The organism is Bacillus sp. FSL K6-6540 (genome assembly GCF_038007545.1).
Genome location: NZ_JBBOXH010000002.1, coordinates 1,287,899 through 1,308,502 on the forward strand (window position 1 = coordinate 1,287,899; position 20,604 = coordinate 1,308,502).

The 20,604-nt window shown below is 46.4% G+C and carries 21 protein-coding genes; 13 read left to right on the top strand and 8 right to left on the bottom strand.

Annotated features, from left to right (window positions below):
- The first annotated feature begins 207 nt into the window (after positions 1 to 207).
- From yclN to yclQ, 4 genes are read left to right on the top strand one after another with little or no spacing between them, the layout of a single operon-like run.
- Positions 208 to 1,158, top strand: coding sequence for a petrobactin ABC transporter permease YclN (gene yclN, locus MHH82_RS38935; protein ID WP_014475804.1), 951 nt, complete (start codon positions 208 to 210; stop codon positions 1,156 to 1,158).
- The gene (yclO, locus tag MHH82_RS38940) at positions 1,151 to 2,098 is read left to right on the top strand and encodes a petrobactin ABC transporter permease YclO (protein ID WP_014475805.1); all 948 of its coding nucleotides are present in this window, start codon (positions 1,151 to 1,153) and stop codon (positions 2,096 to 2,098) included. The genes yclN and yclO overlap by 8 nt, the downstream gene beginning before the upstream one ends.
- Positions 2,092 to 2,850 (top strand): petrobactin ABC transporter ATP-binding protein YclP, encoded by a 759-nt coding sequence (gene yclP, locus MHH82_RS38945; RefSeq protein WP_014475806.1) that lies wholly within the window; start codon positions 2,092 to 2,094, stop codon positions 2,848 to 2,850. The genes yclO and yclP overlap by 7 nt, the downstream gene beginning before the upstream one ends.
- Before the next feature lie 21 nt (positions 2,851 to 2,871).
- Positions 2,872 to 3,825: a petrobactin ABC transporter substrate-binding protein YclQ gene (gene yclQ, locus MHH82_RS38950; protein WP_014478834.1), complete on the top strand. Its 954-nt coding sequence runs from the start codon at positions 2,872 to 2,874 to the stop codon at positions 3,823 to 3,825.
- Between the two features lie 46 nt (positions 3,826 to 3,871).
- On the opposite strand, the gene MHH82_RS38955 is transcribed toward yclQ, so the two are convergent.
- The 4 genes from MHH82_RS38955 to MHH82_RS38970 form a co-directional block, all read right to left on the bottom strand.
- Positions 3,872 to 5,290 carry an MDR family MFS transporter gene (locus tag MHH82_RS38955; RefSeq protein ID WP_072175514.1) on the bottom strand — a complete coding sequence of 473 codons (1,419 nt, stop codon included), beginning with the start codon at positions 5,288 to 5,290 and terminating at the stop codon, positions 3,872 to 3,874.
- A 19-nt stretch (positions 5,291 to 5,309) separates the two neighbouring features.
- On the bottom strand, positions 5,310 to 6,188 hold the full coding sequence (locus MHH82_RS38960) for a TetR/AcrR family transcriptional regulator (RefSeq protein WP_072175533.1): 879 nt from the start codon (positions 6,186 to 6,188) through the stop codon (positions 5,310 to 5,312).
- Between the two features lie 163 nt (positions 6,189 to 6,351).
- The gene (gene nfsA, locus MHH82_RS38965; protein WP_003234479.1) at positions 6,352 to 7,101 is read right to left on the bottom strand and encodes an oxygen-insensitive NADPH nitroreductase; all 750 of its coding nucleotides are present in this window, start codon (positions 7,099 to 7,101) and stop codon (positions 6,352 to 6,354) included.
- Between the two features lie 16 nt (positions 7,102 to 7,117).
- Positions 7,118 to 7,405: a putative quinol monooxygenase gene (locus MHH82_RS38970; RefSeq protein WP_072175515.1), complete on the bottom strand. Its 288-nt coding sequence runs from the start codon at positions 7,403 to 7,405 to the stop codon at positions 7,118 to 7,120.
- Between the two features lie 140 nt (positions 7,406 to 7,545).
- On the opposite strand from MHH82_RS38970, the gene MHH82_RS38975 reads away from it, so the two are divergent.
- The gene (locus MHH82_RS38975; protein ID WP_003234476.1) at positions 7,546 to 7,860 is read left to right on the top strand and encodes an ArsR/SmtB family transcription factor; all 315 of its coding nucleotides are present in this window, start codon (positions 7,546 to 7,548) and stop codon (positions 7,858 to 7,860) included.
- Between the two features lies 1 nt (position 7,861).
- On the opposite strand, the gene gabR is transcribed toward MHH82_RS38975, so the two are convergent.
- A complete protein-coding gene (gene gabR / locus MHH82_RS38980) occupies positions 7,862 to 9,301 on the bottom strand; it encodes a MocR-like transcriptional regulator GabR (protein WP_072175516.1) in 1,440 nt (479 codons plus the stop codon).
- 106 nt (positions 9,302 to 9,407) lie between these two features.
- Here gabR and gabT point away from each other — a divergent pair, with 106 nt between their 5' ends.
- From gabT to gdh, 4 genes are all read left to right on the top strand, one after another.
- Positions 9,408 to 10,718: a 4-aminobutyrate--2-oxoglutarate transaminase gene (gabT, locus tag MHH82_RS38985; protein WP_038828440.1), complete on the top strand. Its 1,311-nt coding sequence runs from the start codon at positions 9,408 to 9,410 to the stop codon at positions 10,716 to 10,718.
- 68 nt (positions 10,719 to 10,786) lie between these two features.
- Positions 10,787 to 12,175, top strand: coding sequence for a succinate-semialdehyde dehydrogenase (gabD, locus tag MHH82_RS38990; protein WP_014475814.1), 1,389 nt, complete (start codon positions 10,787 to 10,789; stop codon positions 12,173 to 12,175).
- Between the two features lie 122 nt (positions 12,176 to 12,297).
- On the top strand, positions 12,298 to 13,161 hold the full coding sequence (gene glcU / locus MHH82_RS38995; RefSeq protein WP_072175517.1) for a glucose uptake protein GlcU: 864 nt from the start codon (positions 12,298 to 12,300) through the stop codon (positions 13,159 to 13,161).
- Positions 13,162 to 13,180: 19 nt separating this feature from the next.
- Positions 13,181 to 13,966 (top strand): glucose 1-dehydrogenase, encoded by a 786-nt coding sequence (gene gdh, locus MHH82_RS39000; protein WP_003246720.1) that lies wholly within the window; start codon positions 13,181 to 13,183, stop codon positions 13,964 to 13,966.
- 43 nt (positions 13,967 to 14,009) lie between these two features.
- Here gdh and MHH82_RS39005 read toward each other — a convergent pair whose 3' ends face one another.
- The 3 genes from MHH82_RS39005 to ycnK are packed head-to-tail and all read right to left on the bottom strand — an operon-like array spanning position 14,010 to position 16,869.
- Positions 14,010 to 14,624: a YcnI family copper-binding membrane protein gene (locus MHH82_RS39005; protein WP_014475816.1), complete on the bottom strand. Its 615-nt coding sequence runs from the start codon at positions 14,622 to 14,624 to the stop codon at positions 14,010 to 14,012.
- Positions 14,625 to 14,636: 12 nt separating this feature from the next.
- Complete coding sequence (gene ycnJ, locus MHH82_RS39010; protein ID WP_340797479.1) at positions 14,637 to 16,262, bottom strand: copper transporter YcnJ; 1,626 nt, start codon at positions 16,260 to 16,262, stop codon at positions 14,637 to 14,639.
- A gap of 34 nt (positions 16,263 to 16,296) precedes the next feature.
- Complete coding sequence (gene ycnK / locus MHH82_RS39015) at positions 16,297 to 16,869, bottom strand: copper uptake transcriptional regulator YcnK (protein ID WP_015252812.1); 573 nt, start codon at positions 16,867 to 16,869, stop codon at positions 16,297 to 16,299.
- Positions 16,870 to 17,033: 164 nt separating this feature from the next.
- Between ycnK and MHH82_RS39020 the strand changes: the two genes are divergently transcribed.
- The 4 genes from MHH82_RS39020 (at position 17,034) to MHH82_RS39035 (ending at position 20,575) form a co-directional block, all read left to right on the top strand.
- Positions 17,034 to 17,387 carry a hypothetical protein gene (locus tag MHH82_RS39020; protein ID WP_003234445.1) on the top strand — a complete coding sequence of 118 codons (354 nt, stop codon included), beginning with the start codon at positions 17,034 to 17,036 and terminating at the stop codon, positions 17,385 to 17,387.
- Between the two features lie 172 nt (positions 17,388 to 17,559).
- Positions 17,560 to 18,996, top strand: a complete 1,437-nt coding sequence (locus MHH82_RS39025; protein ID WP_010886406.1) for a PTS mannitol transporter subunit IICB — start codon at positions 17,560 to 17,562, stop codon at positions 18,994 to 18,996.
- A 24-nt stretch (positions 18,997 to 19,020) separates the two neighbouring features.
- Positions 19,021 to 19,452, top strand: a complete 432-nt coding sequence (locus MHH82_RS39030) for a PTS sugar transporter subunit IIA (protein ID WP_003246714.1) — start codon at positions 19,021 to 19,023, stop codon at positions 19,450 to 19,452.
- A gap of 1 nt (position 19,453) precedes the next feature.
- Entirely contained in the window at positions 19,454 to 20,575 is a 1,122-nt protein-coding gene (locus MHH82_RS39035) for a mannitol-1-phosphate 5-dehydrogenase (protein WP_072175519.1), read from the top strand.
- Positions 20,576 to 20,604 lie beyond the last annotated feature (29 nt).

Below are 20,604 nucleotides of genomic sequence, written 5' to 3' on the forward strand. Positions count from 1 at the left end.
TAACGTTTTGGGATGGAAAATGGTTAGAATGATTAGTAAAATGGATAAATGACTAGGTTAATATTTTTAAAGAATATTGACTAACCCTAGAAAAATGGTAATATGTAAATGATAATGATAATCAATTACTATATGGCCATATTTTGTTTTGAGTCCTTGCGGAGTAGGAGATACGTTCTTTTTGCTGTAAGGATGTAAGGAGGCAGCATGAAGCTACGTTACTTATTTATTCTACTTATCATATTAGCAGTCACATCTGTATTTATCGGTGTAGAAGATCTGTCGCCGCTTGATCTCTTCGATTTAAGCAAACAAGAGGCGTCAACGCTGTTTGCAAGCCGTTTGCCGCGATTGATCAGCATTGTCATCGCGGGATTAAGCATGAGCATCTGCGGTTTGATTATGCAGCAGATCAGCAGAAATAAATTCGTGTCACCGACGACGGCGGGCACGATGGATTGGGCTCGGCTCGGCATTTTAATTTCCTTGCTGCTGTTTACATCCGCCAGTCCTTTAATCAAAATGCTGGTCGCGTTTGTCTTTGCCCTAGCAGGAAATTTTCTGTTTATGAAAATCCTTGAAAGAATCAAGTTTAACGACACCATCTTTATTCCGCTTGTCGGTTTAATGCTCGGGAATATCGTCAGTTCAATCGCGACATTTATCGCATATAAATATGACTTGATCCAGAATGTGTCATCATGGCTGCAGGGAGACTTCTCTTTAGTCGTGAAAGGAAGATACGAGCTTCTTTATCTGAGTATTCCGCTCGTCATCATTGCCTATGTGTATGCGGATAAATTCACATTGGCCGGTATGGGTGAAAGCTTTTCTGTCAACCTCGGCCTCAAGTATAAACGGGTTGTGAACATCGGGCTCATTATCGTGTCCCTGATCACGTCTCTTGTCATTTTGACTGTCGGTATGCTGCCGTTTCTCGGTTTAATCATCCCGAATATTGTATCGATTTACAGAGGAGACAATCTGAAGAGCAGCCTGCCGCATACTGCGCTGTTGGGAGCGGTGTTTGTGCTGTTTTGCGATATACTGGGCAGAATCATTATCTTCCCTTATGAAATCTCGATTGGCCTGATGGTCGGAATCATCGGCAGCGGCATTTTCCTGTTTATGCTGTTAAGGAGAAAAGCCTATGCGTAACCAGATGAAAATAGCTTTGCTCGTTGTTTTAGCCATTGTATGTATAGGCTTGTTTTTGTTTTATGACTTAGGCAATTGGGATTACACCCTGCCGAGACGAATCAAAAAAGTCGCTGCCATTGTGCTGACGGGGGGAGCGATTGCGTTTTCGACCATGATCTTTCAAACGATTACGAACAACCGCATCCTGACGCCGAGCATTTTGGGCCTTGATTCTCTCTACATGCTGATTCAGACTGGCATTATCTTTTTGTTCGGTTCTGCGAATATGGTCATCATGAATAAAAACATCAACTTTATCATCTCTGTTCTGCTGATGATACTGTTTTCTCTTGTTTTGTATCAGATCATGTTCAAGGGTGAGGGGAGAAATATCTTTTTCCTTCTGCTTATCGGAATCGTGTTTGGCACGCTGTTCAGCAGCCTGTCTTCCTTTATGCAGATGCTGATTGATCCGAACGAGTTCCAAGTTGTGCAGGACAAGATGTTTGCCAGCTTTAACAATATCAATACGGATTTGTTATGGCTCGCGTTCATCATCTTCCTGCTGACAGGCGTTTATGTCTGGCGTTTTACAAAATTTTTCGATGTGCTGTCGCTCGGACGCGAGCACGCCGTGAATTTGGGCATTGACTACGACAAAGTGGTGAAGCAGATGCTGATCGTGGTTGCGATTTTGGTTTCTGTTTCAACAGCGCTAGTCGGGCCGATTATGTTTTTAGGCCTTCTGGTTGTCAACCTGGCGAGAGAATTCCTGAAAACATATAAGCATTCATACTTAATCGCAGGCTCCGTTTTCATCAGCATCATTGCGCTGGTCGGAGGGCAGTTTGTGGTTGAGAAAGTGTTTACCTTCTCAACGACGCTGAGTGTCATTATTAATTTTGCCGGCGGGATTTATTTTATCTACTTGCTGTTAAAGGAGAATAAATCATGGTAGAGGTCAGAAATGTAAGCAAACAATATGGCGGGAAAGTTGTTCTTGAAGAGACGTCAGTCACGATTCAAAAGGGCAAAATCACCTCGTTTATCGGTCCTAACGGCGCCGGCAAAAGTACGCTGCTGTCTATCATGAGCCGCCTGATCAAAAAGGATTCCGGCGAGATTTACATAGACGGACAAGAGATTGGAGCATGTGACAGCAAAGAGCTTGCCAAGAAAATGAGCATTTTGAAGCAGGCGAACCAAATTAATATCAGGCTCACGATCAAAGACCTCGTCAGTTTTGGCAGGTTTCCGTACTCACAGGGCCGGCTGACAGAGGAAGACTGGGTTCATATCAACCAGGCGCTCAGCTATATGAAGCTGGAAGACATTCAAGACAAATACTTGGATCAGCTGAGCGGCGGACAGTGCCAAAGGGCATTTATCGCCATGGTCATTGCCCAGGACACAGATTATATTTTTCTGGATGAGCCGCTGAACAATCTGGATATGAAACACTCAGTTGAAATTATGAAACTGTTGAAACGGCTGGTAGAGGAGCTTGGAAAAACGATCGTCATCGTTATTCACGATATCAATTTTGCTTCAGTCTATTCTGACCATATCGTCGCTTTGAAAAACGGCCGAATCGTAAAAGAAGGACCACCTGAAGAAATGATAGAAACATCAGTGCTTGAGGAAATCTACGATATGACCATCCCGATTCAGACGATTGATAATCAAAGAATAGGTGTCTATTTTTCTTAATATATAGAAGAGGTGAAGAGCATGAAAAAGTTCGCATTACTATTCATCGCTTTGGTGACAGCAGTTGTGATTTCTGCATGCGGAAACCAAAGCACAAGCAGCAAAGGTTCTGATTCTAAGGAAGAACAAATCACGGTGAAACACCAGCTGGACAAAAACGGAACAAAAGTACCGAAGAGCCCTAAAAAAGTTGTCGTATTTGACTTTGGAAGCTTAGATACACTAGATAAACTTGGTCTTGATGATAAAGTAGCGGGACTGCCGAAACAAGCCCTTCCTAAATATCTGTCCAAATTCAAGGATGACAAATATGCTGACGTCGGAAGCTTAAAAGAGCCAGACTTCGAGAAAGTGGCAGATTTAGACCCTGACTTGATCATTATCTCAGGAAGACAATCTGAGTCTTACAAAGAATTCTCTGAAATTGCGCCGACAATTTACCTTGGCGTAGACACAGCGAAGTATATGGAATCATTTAAGTCTGACGCAGAAACAATCGGTAAGATCTTCGATAAAGAAGATGAAGTGAAGGATGAACTCGCAAAAATCGATCATTCAATCGCAGATGTAAAGAAAACGGCTGAAAAGCTTAACAAAAATGGTCTCGTCATCATGGCGAACGACGGGAAGATCAGCGCATTCGGTCCTAAATCAAGATACGGCCTGATCCATGACGTGTTCGGCGTGACACCGGCTGATAAAAACATCAAAGCGTCTACTCACGGACAAAGCGTTTCTTACGAGTACATTTCAAAAACAAACCCGGATTACCTGTTTGTCATTGACCGCGGTACAGCGATCGGTGAAACATCATCTACTAAACAAGTCGTTGAAAATGATTATGTGAAAAATGTAAACGCAGTGAAAAATGATCATGTCGTCTACCTTGATTCTGCTACTTGGTACTTATCAGGAGGCGGTCTTGAGTCTATGGCACAAATGATCAAAGAAGTGAAAGACGGTTTAGAAAAGTAAAACCAAAAAGAGCCTCCGCTAAGTAGCGGGGCTCTTTTTTTGTTAATCAGCGTGCCGGCTGCTGTTCGGCAGGGCGCTGAGGTTTCTTTAATGTGAATGAGAGAAGGAAGCCGACAAGTGCAATGACGGCAGCCACAATAAAAGCGGCGTTCATGCCGTGCAGGGCGGCGTGCTTTACATTTGTCGTGCCTGCATGTGCCGCCTGGTTGCTCATCACGGAAACCAATAGTGCGGTTCCGATCGAGCCGCCGACTTGGCGAATCGTGTTGTTCATCGCAGTTCCGTGCGGAATCAAGTGGCGCGGCAGCGCGTTGATTCCGGCTGTTGTCACCGGCATCATGATCATGGCGGTGCCTAAGAGACGAACGGTGTATAAAACGACAATCCAAGCGAGTGACGTATGGTCAGTCAGCTGCATAAACGGCAGAGATGTCAGGAAGATGATGCAGAAACCGGCAATCGCCAGCCCTCTTCCGCCGACACGGTCAAAAATTCTGCCGATAATCGGCGACATAAAGCCCATCACAACGGCTCCTGGAAGGAGCATAAGCCCTGTATCAAAAGCTGTGACGTCTCTGACATTTTGTGTATAAAGCGGCAGGATGGTTTCCGTACCGATCAATAATGCAAAGACGAGGGTTCCCAGCAGTGTTGTTAAGCTGAAAACGCCAAACGTGAAGACGCGGAATTCCAGCATCGGTTTTTCAAGCTTCATTTGTCTTGTGATAAACAAGAGCAGCGCGATGACACCCACCAGCAGTGAAATCAAGACGGTTGAACTGGACCAGCCATAAGAGCCGACGCTTGAGAAGCCGTACAGAAGCCCGCCGAACCCAAATGTTGAAAGGATGACTGATAAAATATCAATCTGTGTTTTTCTTAAAGTCGTCACGTTTTTCATCAGGATGCTGGCAAGAATCAAATCAATCACAGCAAACGGAAGAATAATATAAAACAATGATCTCCAAGAGAAAGCTTCGACAGCCCATCCGGAAAGAGTCGGTCCGATCGCAGGCGCGAATGAGATGACCAATCCGACCATACCCATAGCCTGGCCGCGCTTTTCAATCGGAAAGATTGTCAGGAATACAGTCTGCATGAGCGGCATCATAATGCCGGCTCCGGCCGCTTGAATGATACGCGCTGTCAGCAGAACCGGGAAGTTCGGCGCGAACGCTCCGACGACTGTTCCGGCAGTGAAAATGCTCATTGCTGTGATGAGCAGCGCCCGGCTTGTGAATTTCTCAATTAAAAACGCGGTAATCGGAATTAAAATCCCGTTGGTTAACATAAATGATGTGGTCAGCCATTGTGCTTGGTTCGCATCGACATTGAAATCCTTCATGATATGGGGAAGTGCGGTAATCAACAATGTCTGGTTCAAAATCGCCACAAACGCTCCGGCTAACAAAATGCCGACAATGACAGAACGGTTAAAAGGTTTTTGTTCAATACTTGTGTTCAATACATATCCCTTCTTTTCTCTAAGTAATTAACAGTGTTTTTAACATGGAAACGGGCTGTGTTAAAACACCGGTTTGTTCCAGATAGCCAATCAGTGATTTGAGTAAAAAAGCGCGGGGTTCTTCCTTCTTCGCTTCTTCCTCCAGCATAGCGGCTGCGGATGTCAGTTCATCTATGTCATAGTCCGCGGCGGACAGGGAAGAGATGCCTTTATGTAATTCCTTCAGGCTTTCCGATAATAGGACTGATTTATCCTTTGGCTTGTAAGAGGATGCTGAATGAATATAAAGCTCGATGGCTTCGGGCGGAAGAAGAGACTGGCGGGTTTCCCTGTTTTTGATAATCTGATTGAGGGTGCTGATGATAAACTCTGCGATCGGGTCAAGCTCAAGCGGTTTTTCCTCGATTTTGATCAGCATTAAAAACTCACGCATCATGCCGTGAAGAATGATGACCAAATCCCACACAAACGGGAGAATGGTTTCTCCATACGCCTGGATCAGCGAATCGCGGTGCCAGCAGATAATCGTCGATCTGGTCTGATGGATATGCTGTTTGACCCGGTCATTGTGCAGCTTGGGGTTTCCGTAGGTCAGCATATTGAAAAACTGCTGATTCCGCCTGAAGCCCTCCAGTTCCATTTTGACCTTTTGCGTCAACCGCTCCTCCGGTGTAAGTGCGGTATTTTCCTGAAGTCTCGAGGCTGCGGCCACCATTTGCTTCTGGTTAAATGACAGCAGCTCCAAAAGCAGATCTTCTTTAGATTGGAACAGCTTATATATCGAAGCTTTTGACATCTTACATTCTTCTGCGATCGCCTGCATGGAAACCGACGTAAAATCCTTTTCCGAAAAAAGCTTTCGCGCGGCTAACAAGATATCTGTTTTTTTATCAAGCATCTCATGGCTTCCTTCTTTCTTGAACATTAGAAAACCCATTGGTTCACAGAAAACCAATGAGTAACAATGAAAAAATTTTACCAGATAAACAAAATAGAAGTCAATGGATTTTAACCGGGTAAATGAAAGGCCTGCCGGAAAATCCGACAGGCCGAATAAGAGCTTATTTTTCAACTTTAAATCCTTGTTTTTCAAGCATTTCACGGATGTGCGGATAGTACAGGCGCTCATAGTAGGAAGCGATGCTCTGTGACCAGTTTCTTGTTTCTTTTCCGTTTGTCCGTTTATTCATGTATTCAGACATCTGTTCGTCGTATGCCTGAATGTGAGACGTCAGCTCATCCTGATTCAAATAAGTTTCCTGATGATTGACAGCTTCCTGCGGCAAGCGCGGTTTTTTCGCTGAACGGTCGGCAGGATGCCCAATGACAAGGCCGGATAAAGGGAATACGTATTTTGGAAGCTCAAGCAGTTCGATCAGCTCTTGAGGGTTTCCGCGAACTGCACCGATCGGAACTGTGCCAAGTCCGAGTGACTCAGCCGCTGCTGTTGCTGTGCCGAGGGCAATACCAGCGTCTACTGCGCCGACAAGAACAGATTCCAATCCATTTGTGATTTCCATTTTGAAATCATGCAGATCTTCAAGCGCAATTTTGGCCCGGTTGAAATCTGCACAGAACAGCAGGAAAACAGGAGCTTGATCGATCCATGGCTGGCCGCCTGCCAGCTCGGAGATTTTCTTTTTGCGCTCTTTATCCTGGACTGTGATCACAGTCACTTGCTGTCCGTTGATAGAAGAAGGGGCTGATTGCACCGCTTCAATGATTTGGTCCAATTGCTCCTGAGCTACAGGCTCATCTGTGTAGCTGCGAATCGAGCGGTGGTCTGTTAAAGATTTAATCACTTCATTCATATGAGACACCCTTTCTTTACTTGCTAAGCTCTGTGCGGACAACATCAAGAGGAGCGCTCAGCAGTTCTTTTCCTTTTGCGACAAACCCTTGGAAATGCGCAGTTTCGTTATGGAATTTCATTGCCGCTTCATCTTTCCATTGTTCAAGCATGACAAATGTATTTTCTTCGCCTACTTTTTCGAATAGGTCGTACTGCGCGTTGCCTTCCTCAGCTCTTGAATGCTGAACAAGCGATTGAGCCTCGCTCAAAAATTCCTCGCGTTTTTCTGGTTTTACTTTCATGTAAGCTTGTAATACGATCATGTAAATCTCCTCCGTCGTTATCTTAAATTTATTGTTCGAATTTCATCGAACTAAATGTAACATGTATTCTAAATGAGGTAAAGGAAAAACCCTTATATAGTAAAATTGTCATTCTAATTGTTGTATGATACATTTGTGTCATGAACATTCCAAACCATCCAGAAACAGAAACATTGCAGCTGACAAAGGTTCTTCATGCACTTAGTGATCCGCTTCGTTTAGAGCTCGTCAAGCAATTAGCTGAAGCAAAAGAAAAAACGTGCAGCACCTGTGCAGATGTGCAGGTTGCCAAATCGACTTTGTCGCATCATTTTAAAGTTTTGAGAGAATCAGGCATCGCTCAAGTTCGGATAGAAGGAAAGCGCCGGTATTATTCGCTTCGCGCTGAAGACCTTGAAAAGGCATTTCCGGGACTGCTTGAAGCCGTGCTGAATGTAGACCAGGACCGCTGGTGAATCAATCCCCTGTAACGGGGATTTTTTTATGTCCGTAAACCGCTTTGAAAAGCCGCTGCACACCCTCCTGAATATCTTCTTCCTTCAGCCGTGCAAAGCCGATAATGAGAGCGGGCCTGCCCGTTTGCCGCTTGTTTTCCTTCAAGTTAAATCGGCTCATTCCGAATATTTCAAGCTGCAGCCCGGCAGCATGTGACAGGATGTCTTGTTCGGTGCTCCTGGTATCAAATTCGGTAACAAAATGCAGCCCCGCATTTGCTCCTTTTACGGTAACCTCTCCGCTGAACTCTGCTTCTAAAGCGGTGATCAGGCGTTCTCTCTTTTCTTTATAATGCTGCTTCATTTTTTTTATATGCTTCTGATATTCACCAGACTCAATAAATTCCTGCAGGGTGAGCTGTGTAAGTGATGAGCAAGTCTGCAGATCGTAGCCCCGCTGTTTGTATATCCTCAACAGCTCAGGCGGCAACACCATATAGCTGATCCGCAAGCCGGGGAGAAGGGACTTTGAAAAGGTTCCCATATAGATAACATTTTGAAAACGGTCGAGGCTTTGCAGCGCCGGAATACTGTCTACATCATATGTGAATTCACTATCATAATCGTCCTCAATGATATATCGGCGCGGCTCCTCGGCTGCCCAGTTCAGCAGCTGAATTCTTCTGGATACAGGCATAATCGTTCCGGACGGAAACTGATGCGACGGGGTGGTCACCAGCACATCTGGCTGCTGTCTGGTGATTTCAGCAATCGACATGCCCTTTTCATCCAGCATGATCGTCTTGACTTGTTTTCCGGCATTCTTCAAAAGCTGATACATGCGCCTGTAGCCAGGCTCCTCCATCGCATACACGGCTTCCTTGGGTAAAAGCTCAGTCAACAGCTGCATGAGCACCTGTGTGCCTGCCCCTATGATCATTTGTTCTGGCCTGCATTTTACACCCCTCGTCAGGGAAATGAGCCTGGTAATGGCCGCTCTCACTTCATATATCCCTTGCGGATGTGACATATCGCCGAGCGTGCGGTATGAGCGGGAGGCCGCTTTTTGCTCGCAGCGGAACCAGCTTTTGATCGGAAAATGGTCTGTATCGGAACTCATGTGTGAAAACGATATCCAATCGCTCTGGTCGATGTGAATCTCTTTTAGATCATCCGGCAGTGCAAATGGAGGGTGCTCCTCGGCGGAAAACATGTCTAGTTCCTCCACGAAGAAACCCTTTCGTTCAATGGCGTACAAATACCCTTCAGCCAGCAGCTGCTGATAGGCTGAATTCACTGAATTTACGCTGACCTTGAGATTTTCAGCCAGCTCCCGCTTGGAGGGAACCTTCGAGTGAGGCAGCAGATTGCGGCTGAGGATTTCTTTTTTCAGCTTTTGATAAATTTGCTGATAGATATAATCGGCTTGCTCTGAACGATCGAGTGTAATTGTGATATCCATTTTGTAGTTTCTCCTTCTGATACCATCAAAAAGTTATAATTGGTACTTTTCATCATACCAAAGAGAAGTCAGAATGATAAGAAAATACCGACAGGGGGATATTCACATGAGTCAAACAACAGTAAGCATCACAACTGCACAATGGCAGCAAAAACGGGATCAATTTGTGTCAAAAGGTGTGAGCAACGGCAACCGCAGTCTGGCGGTCAAAGGAGAAGGGGCCGAGCTGTACGATCTGGATGGACGGAGATTTATTGATTTTGCAGGCGCCATCGGCACGTTAAATGTCGGACACTCGCATCCGAAAGTGGTTGAGGCTGTGAAGCGGCAGGCGGAGGAGCTGATTCATCCTGGTTTTAATGTCATGATGTACCCGACTTATATCGAATTAGCAGAAAAACTGTGCGGCATCGCGCCGGGCAGCCATGAGAAAAAAGCGATTTTTCTTAACTCAGGGGCGGAAGCGGTCGAAAACGCTGTGAAAATCGCCAGAAAGTATACAAAGCGTCAAGGCGTTGTCTCATTTACGCGCGGGTTTCATGGACGCACGAATATGACGATGAGCATGACAAGCAAGGTAAAACCTTATAAATTCGGTTTCGGGCCTTTTGCGCCAGAGGTTTATCAAGCGCCGTTCCCTTATTATTATCAGAAGCCGGCCGGCATGAATGATGAAAGCTATGACGACATGATGATCCAAGCGTTCAATGATTTCTTTATCGCTTCAGTGGCGCCTGAAACGGTGGCGTGTGTCGTGATGGAGCCAGTGCAGGGAGAAGGCGGGTTTATTATTCCTTCGAAACGGTTCGTACAGCACGTCGCTTCATTCTGCAAAGAACACGGCATTGTTTTTGTTGCTGATGAAATCCAAACCGGCTTTGCCAGAACTGGCACTTATTTCGCAATTGAGCACTTTGATGTAGTGCCCGATCTGATCACGGTTTCTAAATCGCTTGCGGCAGGCCTGCCATTAAGCGGTGTGATTGGGCGTGCGGAAATGCTTGATGCGGCAGCGCCAGGGGAGCTGGGCGGCACGTATGCAGGCAGCCCGCTCGGCTGCGCGGCGGCTTTGGCAGTCTTGGATATTATCGAAGAAGAAGGACTGAATGAGCGATCTGAAGAAATTGGCAAAATCATTGAAGACAAGGCGTATGAGTGGAAACAAGAATTCCCGTTCATCGGTGACATCCGCAGACTCGGGGCGATGGCCGCAATCGAAATCGTCAAGGATCCTGACACGCGTGAGCCTGATAAGGCAAAAGCAGCAGCGATCGCGGCCTATGCGAATCAAAACGGATTACTTTTGCTGACAGCGGGAATTAACGGTAATATCATCCGCTTTTTGACACCGCTCGTCATCTCAGACAGCCTATTAAATGAAGGGCTCAGCATCTTGGAGGCGGGCCTGCGAGCTTAATCATTGGAAAGAAAACGGCTGGGTCTGCTATCATTTTAAGTAATCATGAAAAGAAAGGAATGTTCAATATGCCAGATCAATTAACGGTCTACAACCCGGCTACGGGCGAGGAGATCAAAACGATTCCTCAGCAATCAGCCAAAGAAGTAGAAGAAGCCATTGAACGTTCACATCAAGCGTTTAAAACGTGGTCTAAAACATCAGCGAACGAAAGAGCGTCTCTTTTGAAAAAATGGTATGAGCTGATTGTTGAACATAAAGAAGAACTTGCAGATTTAATTACAAAGGAAAACGGAAAACCATACAAGGAAGCAGTTGGCGAAGTGCTTTACGGCGCAGGCTATATCGAATGGTTCGCAGAGGAAGCGAAGCGTGTGTACGGAAGAACGGTCCCGGCCCCGACAACGGGTAAACGAATTGTTGTCACACGCCAGCCGGTCGGCCCCGTTGCTGCTATCACGCCCTGGAATTTCCCGAATGCGATGATTACACGCAAAGCAGCGCCTGCTCTTGCCGCTGGCTGTACATTTATCATCAAGCCGGCGCCGGACACACCGCTGTCTGCTTATGAACTAGCGCGCCTCGCATATGAAGCGGGCATTCCGAAGGATGTTCTTCAGGTTGTAATCGGCGATGGAGAAGAAATCGGAAATGTGTTCACAAGCAGTCCGAAAATCCGCAAAATCACGTTCACAGGCTCAACACCTGTAGGGAAAATCCTTATGAAAAACAGCGCGGACACCGTGAAGCACGTCTCAATGGAGCTCGGCGGACACGCCCCGCTGATCGTAGATGAAGATGCGGACATTGACCTTGCTGTTGAACAGGCGATGGCGTCCAAATACCGAAACGCCGGCCAAACCTGCGTATGTGCCAACCGCCTGATCGTTCATGAATCCATTAAAGATGAATTTGCTGCGAAACTGAGCGAGCAAGTGTCTAAGCTGAAAGTCGGAAATGGACTTGAGGAAGGCGTCAATGTCGGCCCGATTATCAACAAACGAGGCTTCGAAAAAATCGTCAGCCAAATTGATGATGCGGTTGAAAAAGGCGCGAAGGTTATTGCTGGGGGCACATATGACCGAAACGATGACAAAGGGTGCTACTTTGTGAATCCGACAGTGCTCACCGATGTCGATACGTCCATGAACATCATGCATGAGGAAACATTCGGTCCGGTCGCCCCGATCGTCACGTTTTCTGATATTGATGAAGCGATTCAGCTTGCCAACGATACACCGTATGGCTTGGCTGCTTACTTCTTCACAGAAAACTACCGCCGCGGCATCTATATTTCCGAGAATCTAGAGTATGGCATTATCGGCTGGAATGACGGCGGACCGTCAGCGGTTCAAGCGCCATTCGGCGGAATGAAAGAAAGCGGCATTGGCCGTGAAGGCGGTTCAGAAGGTATCGAGCCGTACCTTGAAACAAAATATTTGTCCATCGGTTTATAAAAAAATGCACGCTCCTGAGAGCTGCCGGATTTTCCGGCAGCTCTTTTTGTGTTCCGGCGAATAATCACAACAATTCCAGCCAAAATAACAGCAAATACATTTTGAAAGAAGGTTCCCCAACAATGGATTTATTATTGGCTCTTCTCCCGGCTTTGTTTTGGGGGAGCATTGTTCTCTTCAATGTGAAATTAGGCGGCGGGCCGTACAGCCAGACACTGGGAACGACGATCGGGGCACTCATTGTTTCTATCGTTATTTACTTATTTGTTCAGCCCGTTCTGTCACTTCGCATTTTTATTGTTGGAATCGTATCCGGCTTATTTTGGTCACTTGGACAGGCCAACCAGCTGAAAAGCATTCAATTGATGGGCGTGTCGAAAACAATGCCGATTTCCACAGGAATGCAGCTCGTTTCCACCTCATTGTTCGGTGTGATCGTGTTCCGCGAATGGTCAACACCGATTGCGATTACGCTTGGCGTTCTCGCTTTGATCTTTATCATTGTGGGAATCATTCTCACGTCCTTGGAAGATAAGAATGATAAAAAAGAGGGCGAGCCAAGCAATTTGAAAAAGGGCATTTTGATTCTCCTTGTTTCGACTCTTGGTTATTTGGTTTATGTAGTCGTGGCTAGATTATTCAATGTGTCCGGCTGGTCCGCGCTGCTGCCACAGGCAATTGGCATGGTGGTCGGGGGGTTAGTTTTAACCTATAGACACAAACCCTTTAACAAGTATGCGATCAGAAATATTCTCCCAGGCTTAATCTGGGCAGGCGGAAATATGTTTTTGTTTATTTCTCAGCCGCGAGTCGGCGTTGCAACGAGCTTTTCCCTTTCACAAATGGGAATTGTCATTTCTACGCTCGGCGGTATTTTCATCCTGCGTGAAAAGAAAACGAAACGCCAGCTTATAGCAATTGCGATCGGAATTATCCTGATTATTGCCGCCGCTGTATTCTTGGGAATCGCCAAAACAAATTCATAACAAATGGAGGAAGATGTATATGTATCCGGATTTAAAAGGAAAAGTCGTCGCTATTACAGGAGCTGCTTCAGGGCTCGGAAAGGCAATGGCCATTCGCTTCGGCAAGGAGCAGGCAAAAGTGGTTATCAACTATTATAGTAATAAACAAGATCCGAACGAGGTAAAAGAAGAGGTCATCAAGGCGGGCGGTGAAGCTGTTGTCGTCCAAGGAGATGTCACGAAAGAGGAAGATGTAAAAAATATCGTGCAAACGGCAATTAAAGAGTTCGGCACACTTGATATTATGATTAATAATGCTGGTCTTGAAAATCCTGTGCCATCTCACGAAATGCCGCTTAAGGATTGGGATAAAGTCATCGGCACAAACTTAACGGGTGCCTTTTTAGGAAGCCGTGAAGCGATTAAATATTTCGTAGAAAACGATATCAAGGGAAATGTCATTAACATGTCCAGTGTGCACGAAGTGATTCCTTGGCCGTTATTTGTCCACTATGCGGCAAGTAAAGGCGGGATAAAGCTGATGACAGAAACATTAGCGTTGGAATACGCGCCGAAGGGCATTCGCGTCAATAATATTGGGCCAGGTGCGATCAACACGCCAATCAATGCTGAAAAATTCGCTGACCCTAAACAGAAAGCTGATGTAGAAAGCATGATTCCAATGGGCTATATCGGCGAACCGGAGGAGATCGCTGCAGTAGCAGCCTGGCTTGCTTCGAAGGAAGCCAGCTACGTCACAGGCATCACGTTATTTGCGGACGGCGGTATGACACAATATCCTTCATTCCAGGCAGGACGCGGTTAAACAAAAAAAGCGACCCAGACATCACATCTGGATCGCTTTTTTATTACGCACGCTTTTTCTTAACAAGTGCTGCTACAGATAAAATAATGGCAGCCGCAGACAGCACAATCGCTGTAATGTCTAGAGCTGAAGAACCTGAGTTTTCGGAATCGTCTTCTGTTTTCGTGGCGCCGTGCTCATCTGTCACTTGCTTTGCAGACGTGATGTTTGTAATGGAATGAGGTGTATCGGCATCCTCGTCACCTGTCCACTCAACAATACTGCCGTCTTTGTAATATTGGTATGCGTCCCAAGCAGCTTCCTCCGCTTTGTCAGGGTTTTTGGCAACAAAGGTAAACTGCTGGAACTGTCCTTCCTGAATGCCTCCGTCAGTCGCCTCCCATGTCACGGACACTGATTTGTCATCATGTTTTTGAGTGGAAACCTTCCAGCCCGGAATTGGCTCATATTGCTGGAATTCAACATCCTTCGGCATTTTGAGGACAACCTTCGTTGTCGGCAGATTTTTCTCAGAAGGAACCTTCATTGTATACGTTTCCCAAGAGCCTGCAGCAGACTCAGCCGGTTTTACAGAAACATGCGCGCTGGCAGGGGCCGTAAAGAATAAGAGGGAGCCGACAATAGCCGGACATAGTGTCAATGCGATTTTTTTCAACAACGTAAACACTCCTTAATTGGTCTTTGTAAACATGATATTGATTTCGTTAAAGTCGCCGGTCAGGCCGTGGACTTTGATCTTCCAGTTTCCTTTTTCATTAATCGACAGGTTTTGATCTTGGTAGACGCCTTTTGTTTTTTCTTTTAATGTAAAGGTGCTTTTGTTTTCGCTGCCTGACAGGCCTGTTTTATAAACGGTTAACGTGATTTGCTGGATGTTTTTCACGGGATCTCCGTTATGGTCGGTGACACGCAGCTCAAAAACATTTTTTCCGGGCTGGTTTGGGCTGATGCTGAGAGAAACGCTTTGTCCGTTCTCAATCGCTTTGGTTTGGTAGAACGGTTCCGGCGCTGGCTCAGGCGGGCTTGGCAGGCTTGTAAACACGGCAGCTGTGATCAATACAGCGATGCCGATTGCCCACTCCGCTTTCAATGTTCGGCTGATTCCTGTGCGGCGCTGCTTTCTGGTAAGCAGAAAATGAATCGCACCTAAGACCAGCATGAAAACAAACAGCCCGCTTTTCACTAAAAGAGCTTGGCCGTACGCTGTATGGAACAGTGAATCCATTGAACGAATGATGAAAAATCCATTGAGCAAGCCTGAAAACAAAATGACGCCGACTGCAGTGAGCGCCCATGGGGAGAACCGTCTGACCGTCTCCCACGCGAGCGTTTTGTCAGGCTGCCTCCATTCTTTTGAGAGCAGCAAAACGAGTGCCGCTATTCCGCCAACCCAGATGGAAGCGGAAGTTAAATGAAGAAAATCCATCAAAATGCCGACCGTTTTTTCTTCAACGACAGCAGCATGCCCTGTAAACGCCTTGGCAAGCAGGAGACCGAAAAAGAAAATGAGCGGCGCTGTCCAATAGCCAAAGGATGAAAAGCGGTTTTTCCGTATCGCAGGGATGACAGACTGTGCGAGCAGTACGAACAGCGCGGCCTGTATGATCCAAATGGAGCCGCCTGCTGTCTCAAACAGTGTTTCTCTGATGTAGCCCGGCTGGAATGCGCTCCCCCAGCCGCCGCCTGCGTTCGCTTTTGTCTGAATCGGAAGCTGAAGCAAAAGCGCCAGCCCCAGTGCTGCGATCGAGCCGGTCAGGATACGTCTCGTCCGTTTGACGAGCTGTTCTGATTTCCCTTTATACCAGAAAAGATGGAAGAAAACCGTTCCGATAAACAGAGATAGGGCTGTATACAGAATCGCGCGATCTGCTGCTGTTCCCGGATTCAGCGCTGAATCGGCTGCTTTTTGGCTGCTGAATCCGCCATCCGCTTTCCCGATACTGAACGGGATGACGCCGGAAACCGGATGCCCGTCCGCGGATACGGCATTCCATTCCGCTCTGTACACATCTTTAGGCAGATTCTTCTTCAGCTTCACTGTCATGATGTGATGATTATCTTTTTTGATTTCAGTCTTGTCCGTATCCACACGGTCGCCGTTTGAATTATAGACTTTAATGTAATGAAACCCTTCTTCAACCGGTTCATTAAATTCGATTTCCACCTGTGCAGGGGCGCTTTTTAATTCGCTGTTTTCCCCAGGTGAAGATTTAACAATATAGGCGTGAGCAAAGCTTGTTTTCGGCAGGAAAAAAAGAAAAAGCAGAAGGATGATCCACCATCTGTTTCGCTTCATCACTCAGACACCACCTTCCGCTGTATGTGTTGTGTTATTTCTTGGTGCAGGTGCAGCGTTTCTTTCGGTCTTGAAGCATGTCTTCCAGTGCTTGGTCGAAAGTGCGGACGGCTCCGCCGAATCCTTTTTGAAATCGTTCGGCATGGTCAAGTGTCGCAAACGGAATGGCCTGCGGCTGGCAGCAGTGCAGGTTTAATTCAGCATTTACGACGAAATAAGCCGAACCGGCACTGACGGTTGTCTGTAACAGAAAATCTCTGCAAATCAAGTGTGAAACCTCTTCCGTTTTATCCGCGTAACGCAAAAACGCGCAATGTGCGCAGCATAGCTGTTCAATGTCTTGGTTTACCGTAATCAGCTGAACCGAATGAGCTTGATTGACGGGCTTCAAGCAATAGCTGCACATATGATCTGTTTGAGGTGTTCGGACGGGGAGCGTGATACCGCCGGCGGTTTTTATGACCTGATTTGACTGAACCAGCTGATTGACATCTCTGTATACCGTCATTTCCGAAACGCCGAACCTTGCGCTGATGTCAGAAATTCTAAGCGAGCCTTCTTCTTTCAGCCACTTCAGTATGTGTTGCTGTCTATTAATCGGAAGCATTCATACACCCTCTTCATTAAGATCTATTTAAGCGTAGAGGATTTTAGAGACGGAGACAAGTAAGTGGATGATAAAAAATGTGAAAATGTGTTGAACAGCAACAAAACGAAACAGAAGGGACTCTGGTATAATAGACATATGGAATAGAAAGTGAGGAATACCCTATGAAAGAAACACCATGCCCGAACTGCGGCAAACCTTTGACAGGCGATATGGTCAGATCATCAAATGTGCCTTGTCAATTTCGCTGCGGCCACTGCCGGGAACGGCTTTATGAATATAAAGTATCAGCTCCGATTATGCTGGTATCATTAGCGGCCATCGTGCTGCTCATTTATCTTTTGCTGCTCCTCCGCAATGCGGCAGGTTCAATGCTGCCGGCTGTACAGCACGTGCCAATGGCTGTTTTTGCGCTTGTGTGCGCCTATCCCGTTTTTATTGTGAGTGAGCGAATGATCGCAAAGTACGTGATTCAAAACGGCAACATTATTTATAGAGGAAAGAGAAAAGGCTCCTGAAATCAGGAGCCTTTTTATTTTTAAAAAATTGTCACAGTCATGTGCCAAAGTCCTCTTTACTTTCAATTGTATAGGGACTGTAAGCGTTTTAACATAGAGTCAAAGGGAAGCATCATTCTCTGAACATATTTTTTTATCTTACAGCGACAAACAAAACAGGGAGGGTTTATATATGCAGCAGCAAGAACAGCAGCAAGGCGGCATGAAAGTGAAAGTGCAACGCTTTGGGAGTTATTTGAGCGGAATGATCATGCCGAATATCGGCGCGTTTATCGCGTGGGGTATCATTACCGCGCTGTTTATTCCGGCAGGATGGTTTCCGAATGAACAGCTGAACACGCTGGTCAGCCCGATGATTACGTATTTATTGCCGCTTTTGATAGCGTATACAGGCGGAAAAATGATCTACGACCACCGCGGCGGAGTTGTTGGAGCGACAGCGGCAATTGGGGTGATTGTCGGATCGGATATTCCAATGTTTTTAGGCGCAATGATTATGGGGCCGCTTGGCGGATACCTCATTAAACAGACTGATAAATTATTCAAGGATAAAGTCAAACAAGGCTTTGAAATGCTGATCAACAACTTTACGGCAGGGATTGTCGGCGCGGCTTTAACGATTCTCGCGTTTTACGCCATCGGCCCGGTTGTCCTGACGCTAAATAAACTGCTGGCGGCTGGTGTGGAAGTCATTGTACACGCTAATTTACTGCCCGTAGCCAGTGTTTTTGTAGAACCGGCGAAAGTGTTGTTCCTCAACAACGCCATTAACCATGGAATCTTAAGCCCGATCGGAATCGAGCAAGCATCCCAAACAGGAAAATCAATTCTGTTTTTAGTAGAAGCAAACCCTGGACCGGGGCTCGGCATTTTGCTGGCGTACATGTTCTTTGGCAAAGGATCTTCAAAATCAACGGCTCCCGGTGCGGCGATCATCCATTTCTTCGGAGGGATTCACGAGATTTACTTCCCGTACATTTTGATGAAACCGGCCCTGATTCTTGCAGCCATTGCCGGCGGAGCAAGCGGACTCTTAACGTTTACGATCTTTAATGCCGGACTTGTCGCGGCAGCGTCACCGGGAAGCATTATCGCATTGATGGCAATGACGCCAAGAGGAGGCTATTTCGGCGTATTGGCGGGTGTATTGGTCGCTGCAGCTGTATCGTTCATCGTTTCAGCAGTGATCCTGAAATCCTCAAAAGCTAGTGAAGAAGACCTGGCTGCCGCAACAGAAAAAATGCAGTCCATGAAGGGGAAGAAAAGCCAAGCAGCAGCTGCTTTAGAGGCGGAACAAGCCAAAGCAGAAGAAGCGTCTGAGCTGTCTCCTGAAAGCGTGAACAAAATTATCTTTGCGTGTGATGCGGGAATGGGATCAAGTGCCATGGGGGCATCCATCTTAAGAAACAAAGTGAAAAAAGCGGAGCTTGACATCAGTGTGACCAACACGGCCATTAACAATCTGCCAAGCGATGCGGATATTGTCATCACCCACAAAGATTTAACAGACCGCGCGAAAGCAAAGCTGCCGAACGCGACGCACATATCAGTGGATAACTTCTTAAACAGCCCGAAATACGATGAGCTGATTGAAAAGCTGAAAAAGTAATCTTATAGAAAGAGAGTGATACTCATGCAAGTACTCGCAAAGGAAAATATTAAACTCAATCAAACGGTATCATCAAAAGAAGAGGCCATCAAATTGGCAGGCCAGACGCTGATTGACAACGGCTACGTGACAGAGGATTACATTAGCAAAATGTTTGAACGTGAAGAAACGTCTTCTACGTTTATGGGGAATTTCATTGCCATTCCACACGGCACAGAAGAAGCGAAAAGCGAGGTGCTTCACTCTGGAATTTCAATCATACAAATTCCAGAGGGCGTTGAGTACGGAGAAGGCAACACGGCAAAAGTGGTATTCGGCATTGCGGGTAAAAATAATGAGCATTTAGACATTTTGTCTAATATCGCCATTATCTGCTCAGAAGAAGAAAACATTGAACGCCTGATCTCCGCTAAAAGCGAAGAAGATTTGATCGCCATTTTCAACGAGGTGAACTGACATGATCGCCTTACATTTCGGTGCGGGAAATATCGGGAGAGGGTTTATCGGCGCGCTGCTTCACCACTCCGGCTATGATGTGGTGTTTGCGGATGTGAACGACACGATGGTCAGTCTCCTCAATGAAAAAAAAGAATACACAGTGGAACTGGCGGAAGAGGGACGTTCATCAGAGGTCATTGGCCCGGTCAGCGCGATTAACAGCGGCAGTCAGCCCGAGGAGCTGTACCGGCTGATGAATGAGGCGGCGCTCATCACAACAGCTGTCGGCCCGAACGTGCTGAAGCTGATTGCTCCGTCTATCGCAGAAGGATTAAGACGGAGAAACGCTGGAAACACACTGAATATCATTGCCTGCGAAAATATGATTGGCGGAAGCAGCTTCTTAAAGAAAGAGATATACAGCCATTTAACGGAAGCAGAGCAGAAATCCATCAGTGAAACGGTAGGTTTTCCGAATTCTGCCGTTGACCGGATCGTCCCGATTCAGCATCATGAAGACCCGCTGAAAGTATCGGTTGAACCATTTTTCGAATGGGTCATTGATGAATCAGGCTTTAAAGGGAAAACACCAGTCATAAACGGCGCACTGTTTGTTGATGATTTAACGCCGTACATCGAACGGAAGCTGTTTACGGTCAATACCGGACACGCGGTGACAGCGTATGTCGGCTATCAGCGCGGACTCAAGACGGTCAAAGAAGCAATCGATCATCCGGAAATCCGCCGTGTCGTTCATTCGGCGCTGCTTGAAACTGGTGACTATCTCGTCAAATCGTATGGCTTTAAGCAAACTGAACACGAACAATATATCAAAAAAATCATCGGTCGCTTTGAAAATCCTTTCATTTCGGACGATGTGACCCGCGTAGCGAGGTCACCTCTCAGAAAACTGGGAGAAAATGATAGACTTGTAGGCCCGGCAAAGAAAATAAAAGAACCGAACGCGCTGGCGGAAGGAATTGCCGCAGCTCTTCGTTTCGATTTCACCGGTGATCCTGAAGCGGTTGAACTGCAAGCGCTGATCGAAGAAAAAGGATACAGCGGCGTACTTCAAGAGGTTTGCGGCATTCAGTCCCATGAACCGTTGCACGCCATCGTTTTAAAGAAACTCAATCAATAACCGACCACCCGTGACACAATGTCACGGGC

What these genes read in the sequence shown, in the direction of transcription:
- yclN (WP_014475804.1), top strand. Translation starts at nt 208, where the DNA reads ATGAAGCTACGTTACTTATTTATTCTACTTATCATATTAGCAGTCACA.
- yclO (WP_014475805.1), top strand. Translation starts at nt 1,151, where the DNA reads ATGCGTAACCAGATGAAAATAGCTTTGCTCGTTGTTTTAGCCATTGTA.
- yclP (WP_014475806.1), top strand. Translation starts at nt 2,092, where the DNA reads ATGGTAGAGGTCAGAAATGTAAGCAAACAATATGGCGGGAAAGTTGTT.
- yclQ (WP_014478834.1), top strand. Translation starts at nt 2,872, where the DNA reads ATGAAAAAGTTCGCATTACTATTCATCGCTTTGGTGACAGCAGTTGTG.
- MHH82_RS38960 (WP_072175533.1), bottom strand. Translation starts at nt 6,188, where the DNA reads ATGCTTGATAAAAAAACAGATATCTTGTTAGCCGCGCGAAAGCTTTTT.
- nfsA (WP_003234479.1), bottom strand. Translation starts at nt 7,101, where the DNA reads ATGAATGAAGTGATTAAATCTTTAACAGACCACCGCTCGATTCGCAGC.
- MHH82_RS38970 (WP_072175515.1), bottom strand. Translation starts at nt 7,405, where the DNA reads ATGATCGTATTACAAGCTTACATGAAAGTAAAACCAGAAAAACGCGAG.
- MHH82_RS38975 (WP_003234476.1), top strand. Translation starts at nt 7,546, where the DNA reads ATGAACATTCCAAACCATCCAGAAACAGAAACATTGCAGCTGACAAAG.
- gabR (WP_072175516.1), bottom strand. Translation starts at nt 9,301, where the DNA reads ATGGATATCACAATTACACTCGATCGTTCAGAGCAAGCCGATTATATC.
- gabT (WP_038828440.1), top strand. Translation starts at nt 9,408, where the DNA reads ATGAGTCAAACAACAGTAAGCATCACAACTGCACAATGGCAGCAAAAA.
- gabD (WP_014475814.1), top strand. Translation starts at nt 10,787, where the DNA reads ATGCCAGATCAATTAACGGTCTACAACCCGGCTACGGGCGAGGAGATC.
- glcU (WP_072175517.1), top strand. Translation starts at nt 12,298, where the DNA reads ATGGATTTATTATTGGCTCTTCTCCCGGCTTTGTTTTGGGGGAGCATT.
- gdh (WP_003246720.1), top strand. Translation starts at nt 13,181, where the DNA reads ATGTATCCGGATTTAAAAGGAAAAGTCGTCGCTATTACAGGAGCTGCT.
- ycnJ (WP_340797479.1), bottom strand. Translation starts at nt 16,262, where the DNA reads ATGAAGCGAAACAGATGGTGGATCATCCTTCTGCTTTTTCTTTTTTTC.
- ycnK (WP_015252812.1), bottom strand. Translation starts at nt 16,869, where the DNA reads ATGCTTCCGATTAATAGACAGCAACACATACTGAAGTGGCTGAAAGAA.
- MHH82_RS39020 (WP_003234445.1), top strand. Translation starts at nt 17,034, where the DNA reads ATGAAAGAAACACCATGCCCGAACTGCGGCAAACCTTTGACAGGCGAT.
- MHH82_RS39025 (WP_010886406.1), top strand. Translation starts at nt 17,560, where the DNA reads ATGCAGCAGCAAGAACAGCAGCAAGGCGGCATGAAAGTGAAAGTGCAA.
- MHH82_RS39030 (WP_003246714.1), top strand. Translation starts at nt 19,021, where the DNA reads ATGCAAGTACTCGCAAAGGAAAATATTAAACTCAATCAAACGGTATCA.
- MHH82_RS39035 (WP_072175519.1), top strand. Translation starts at nt 19,454, where the DNA reads ATGATCGCCTTACATTTCGGTGCGGGAAATATCGGGAGAGGGTTTATC.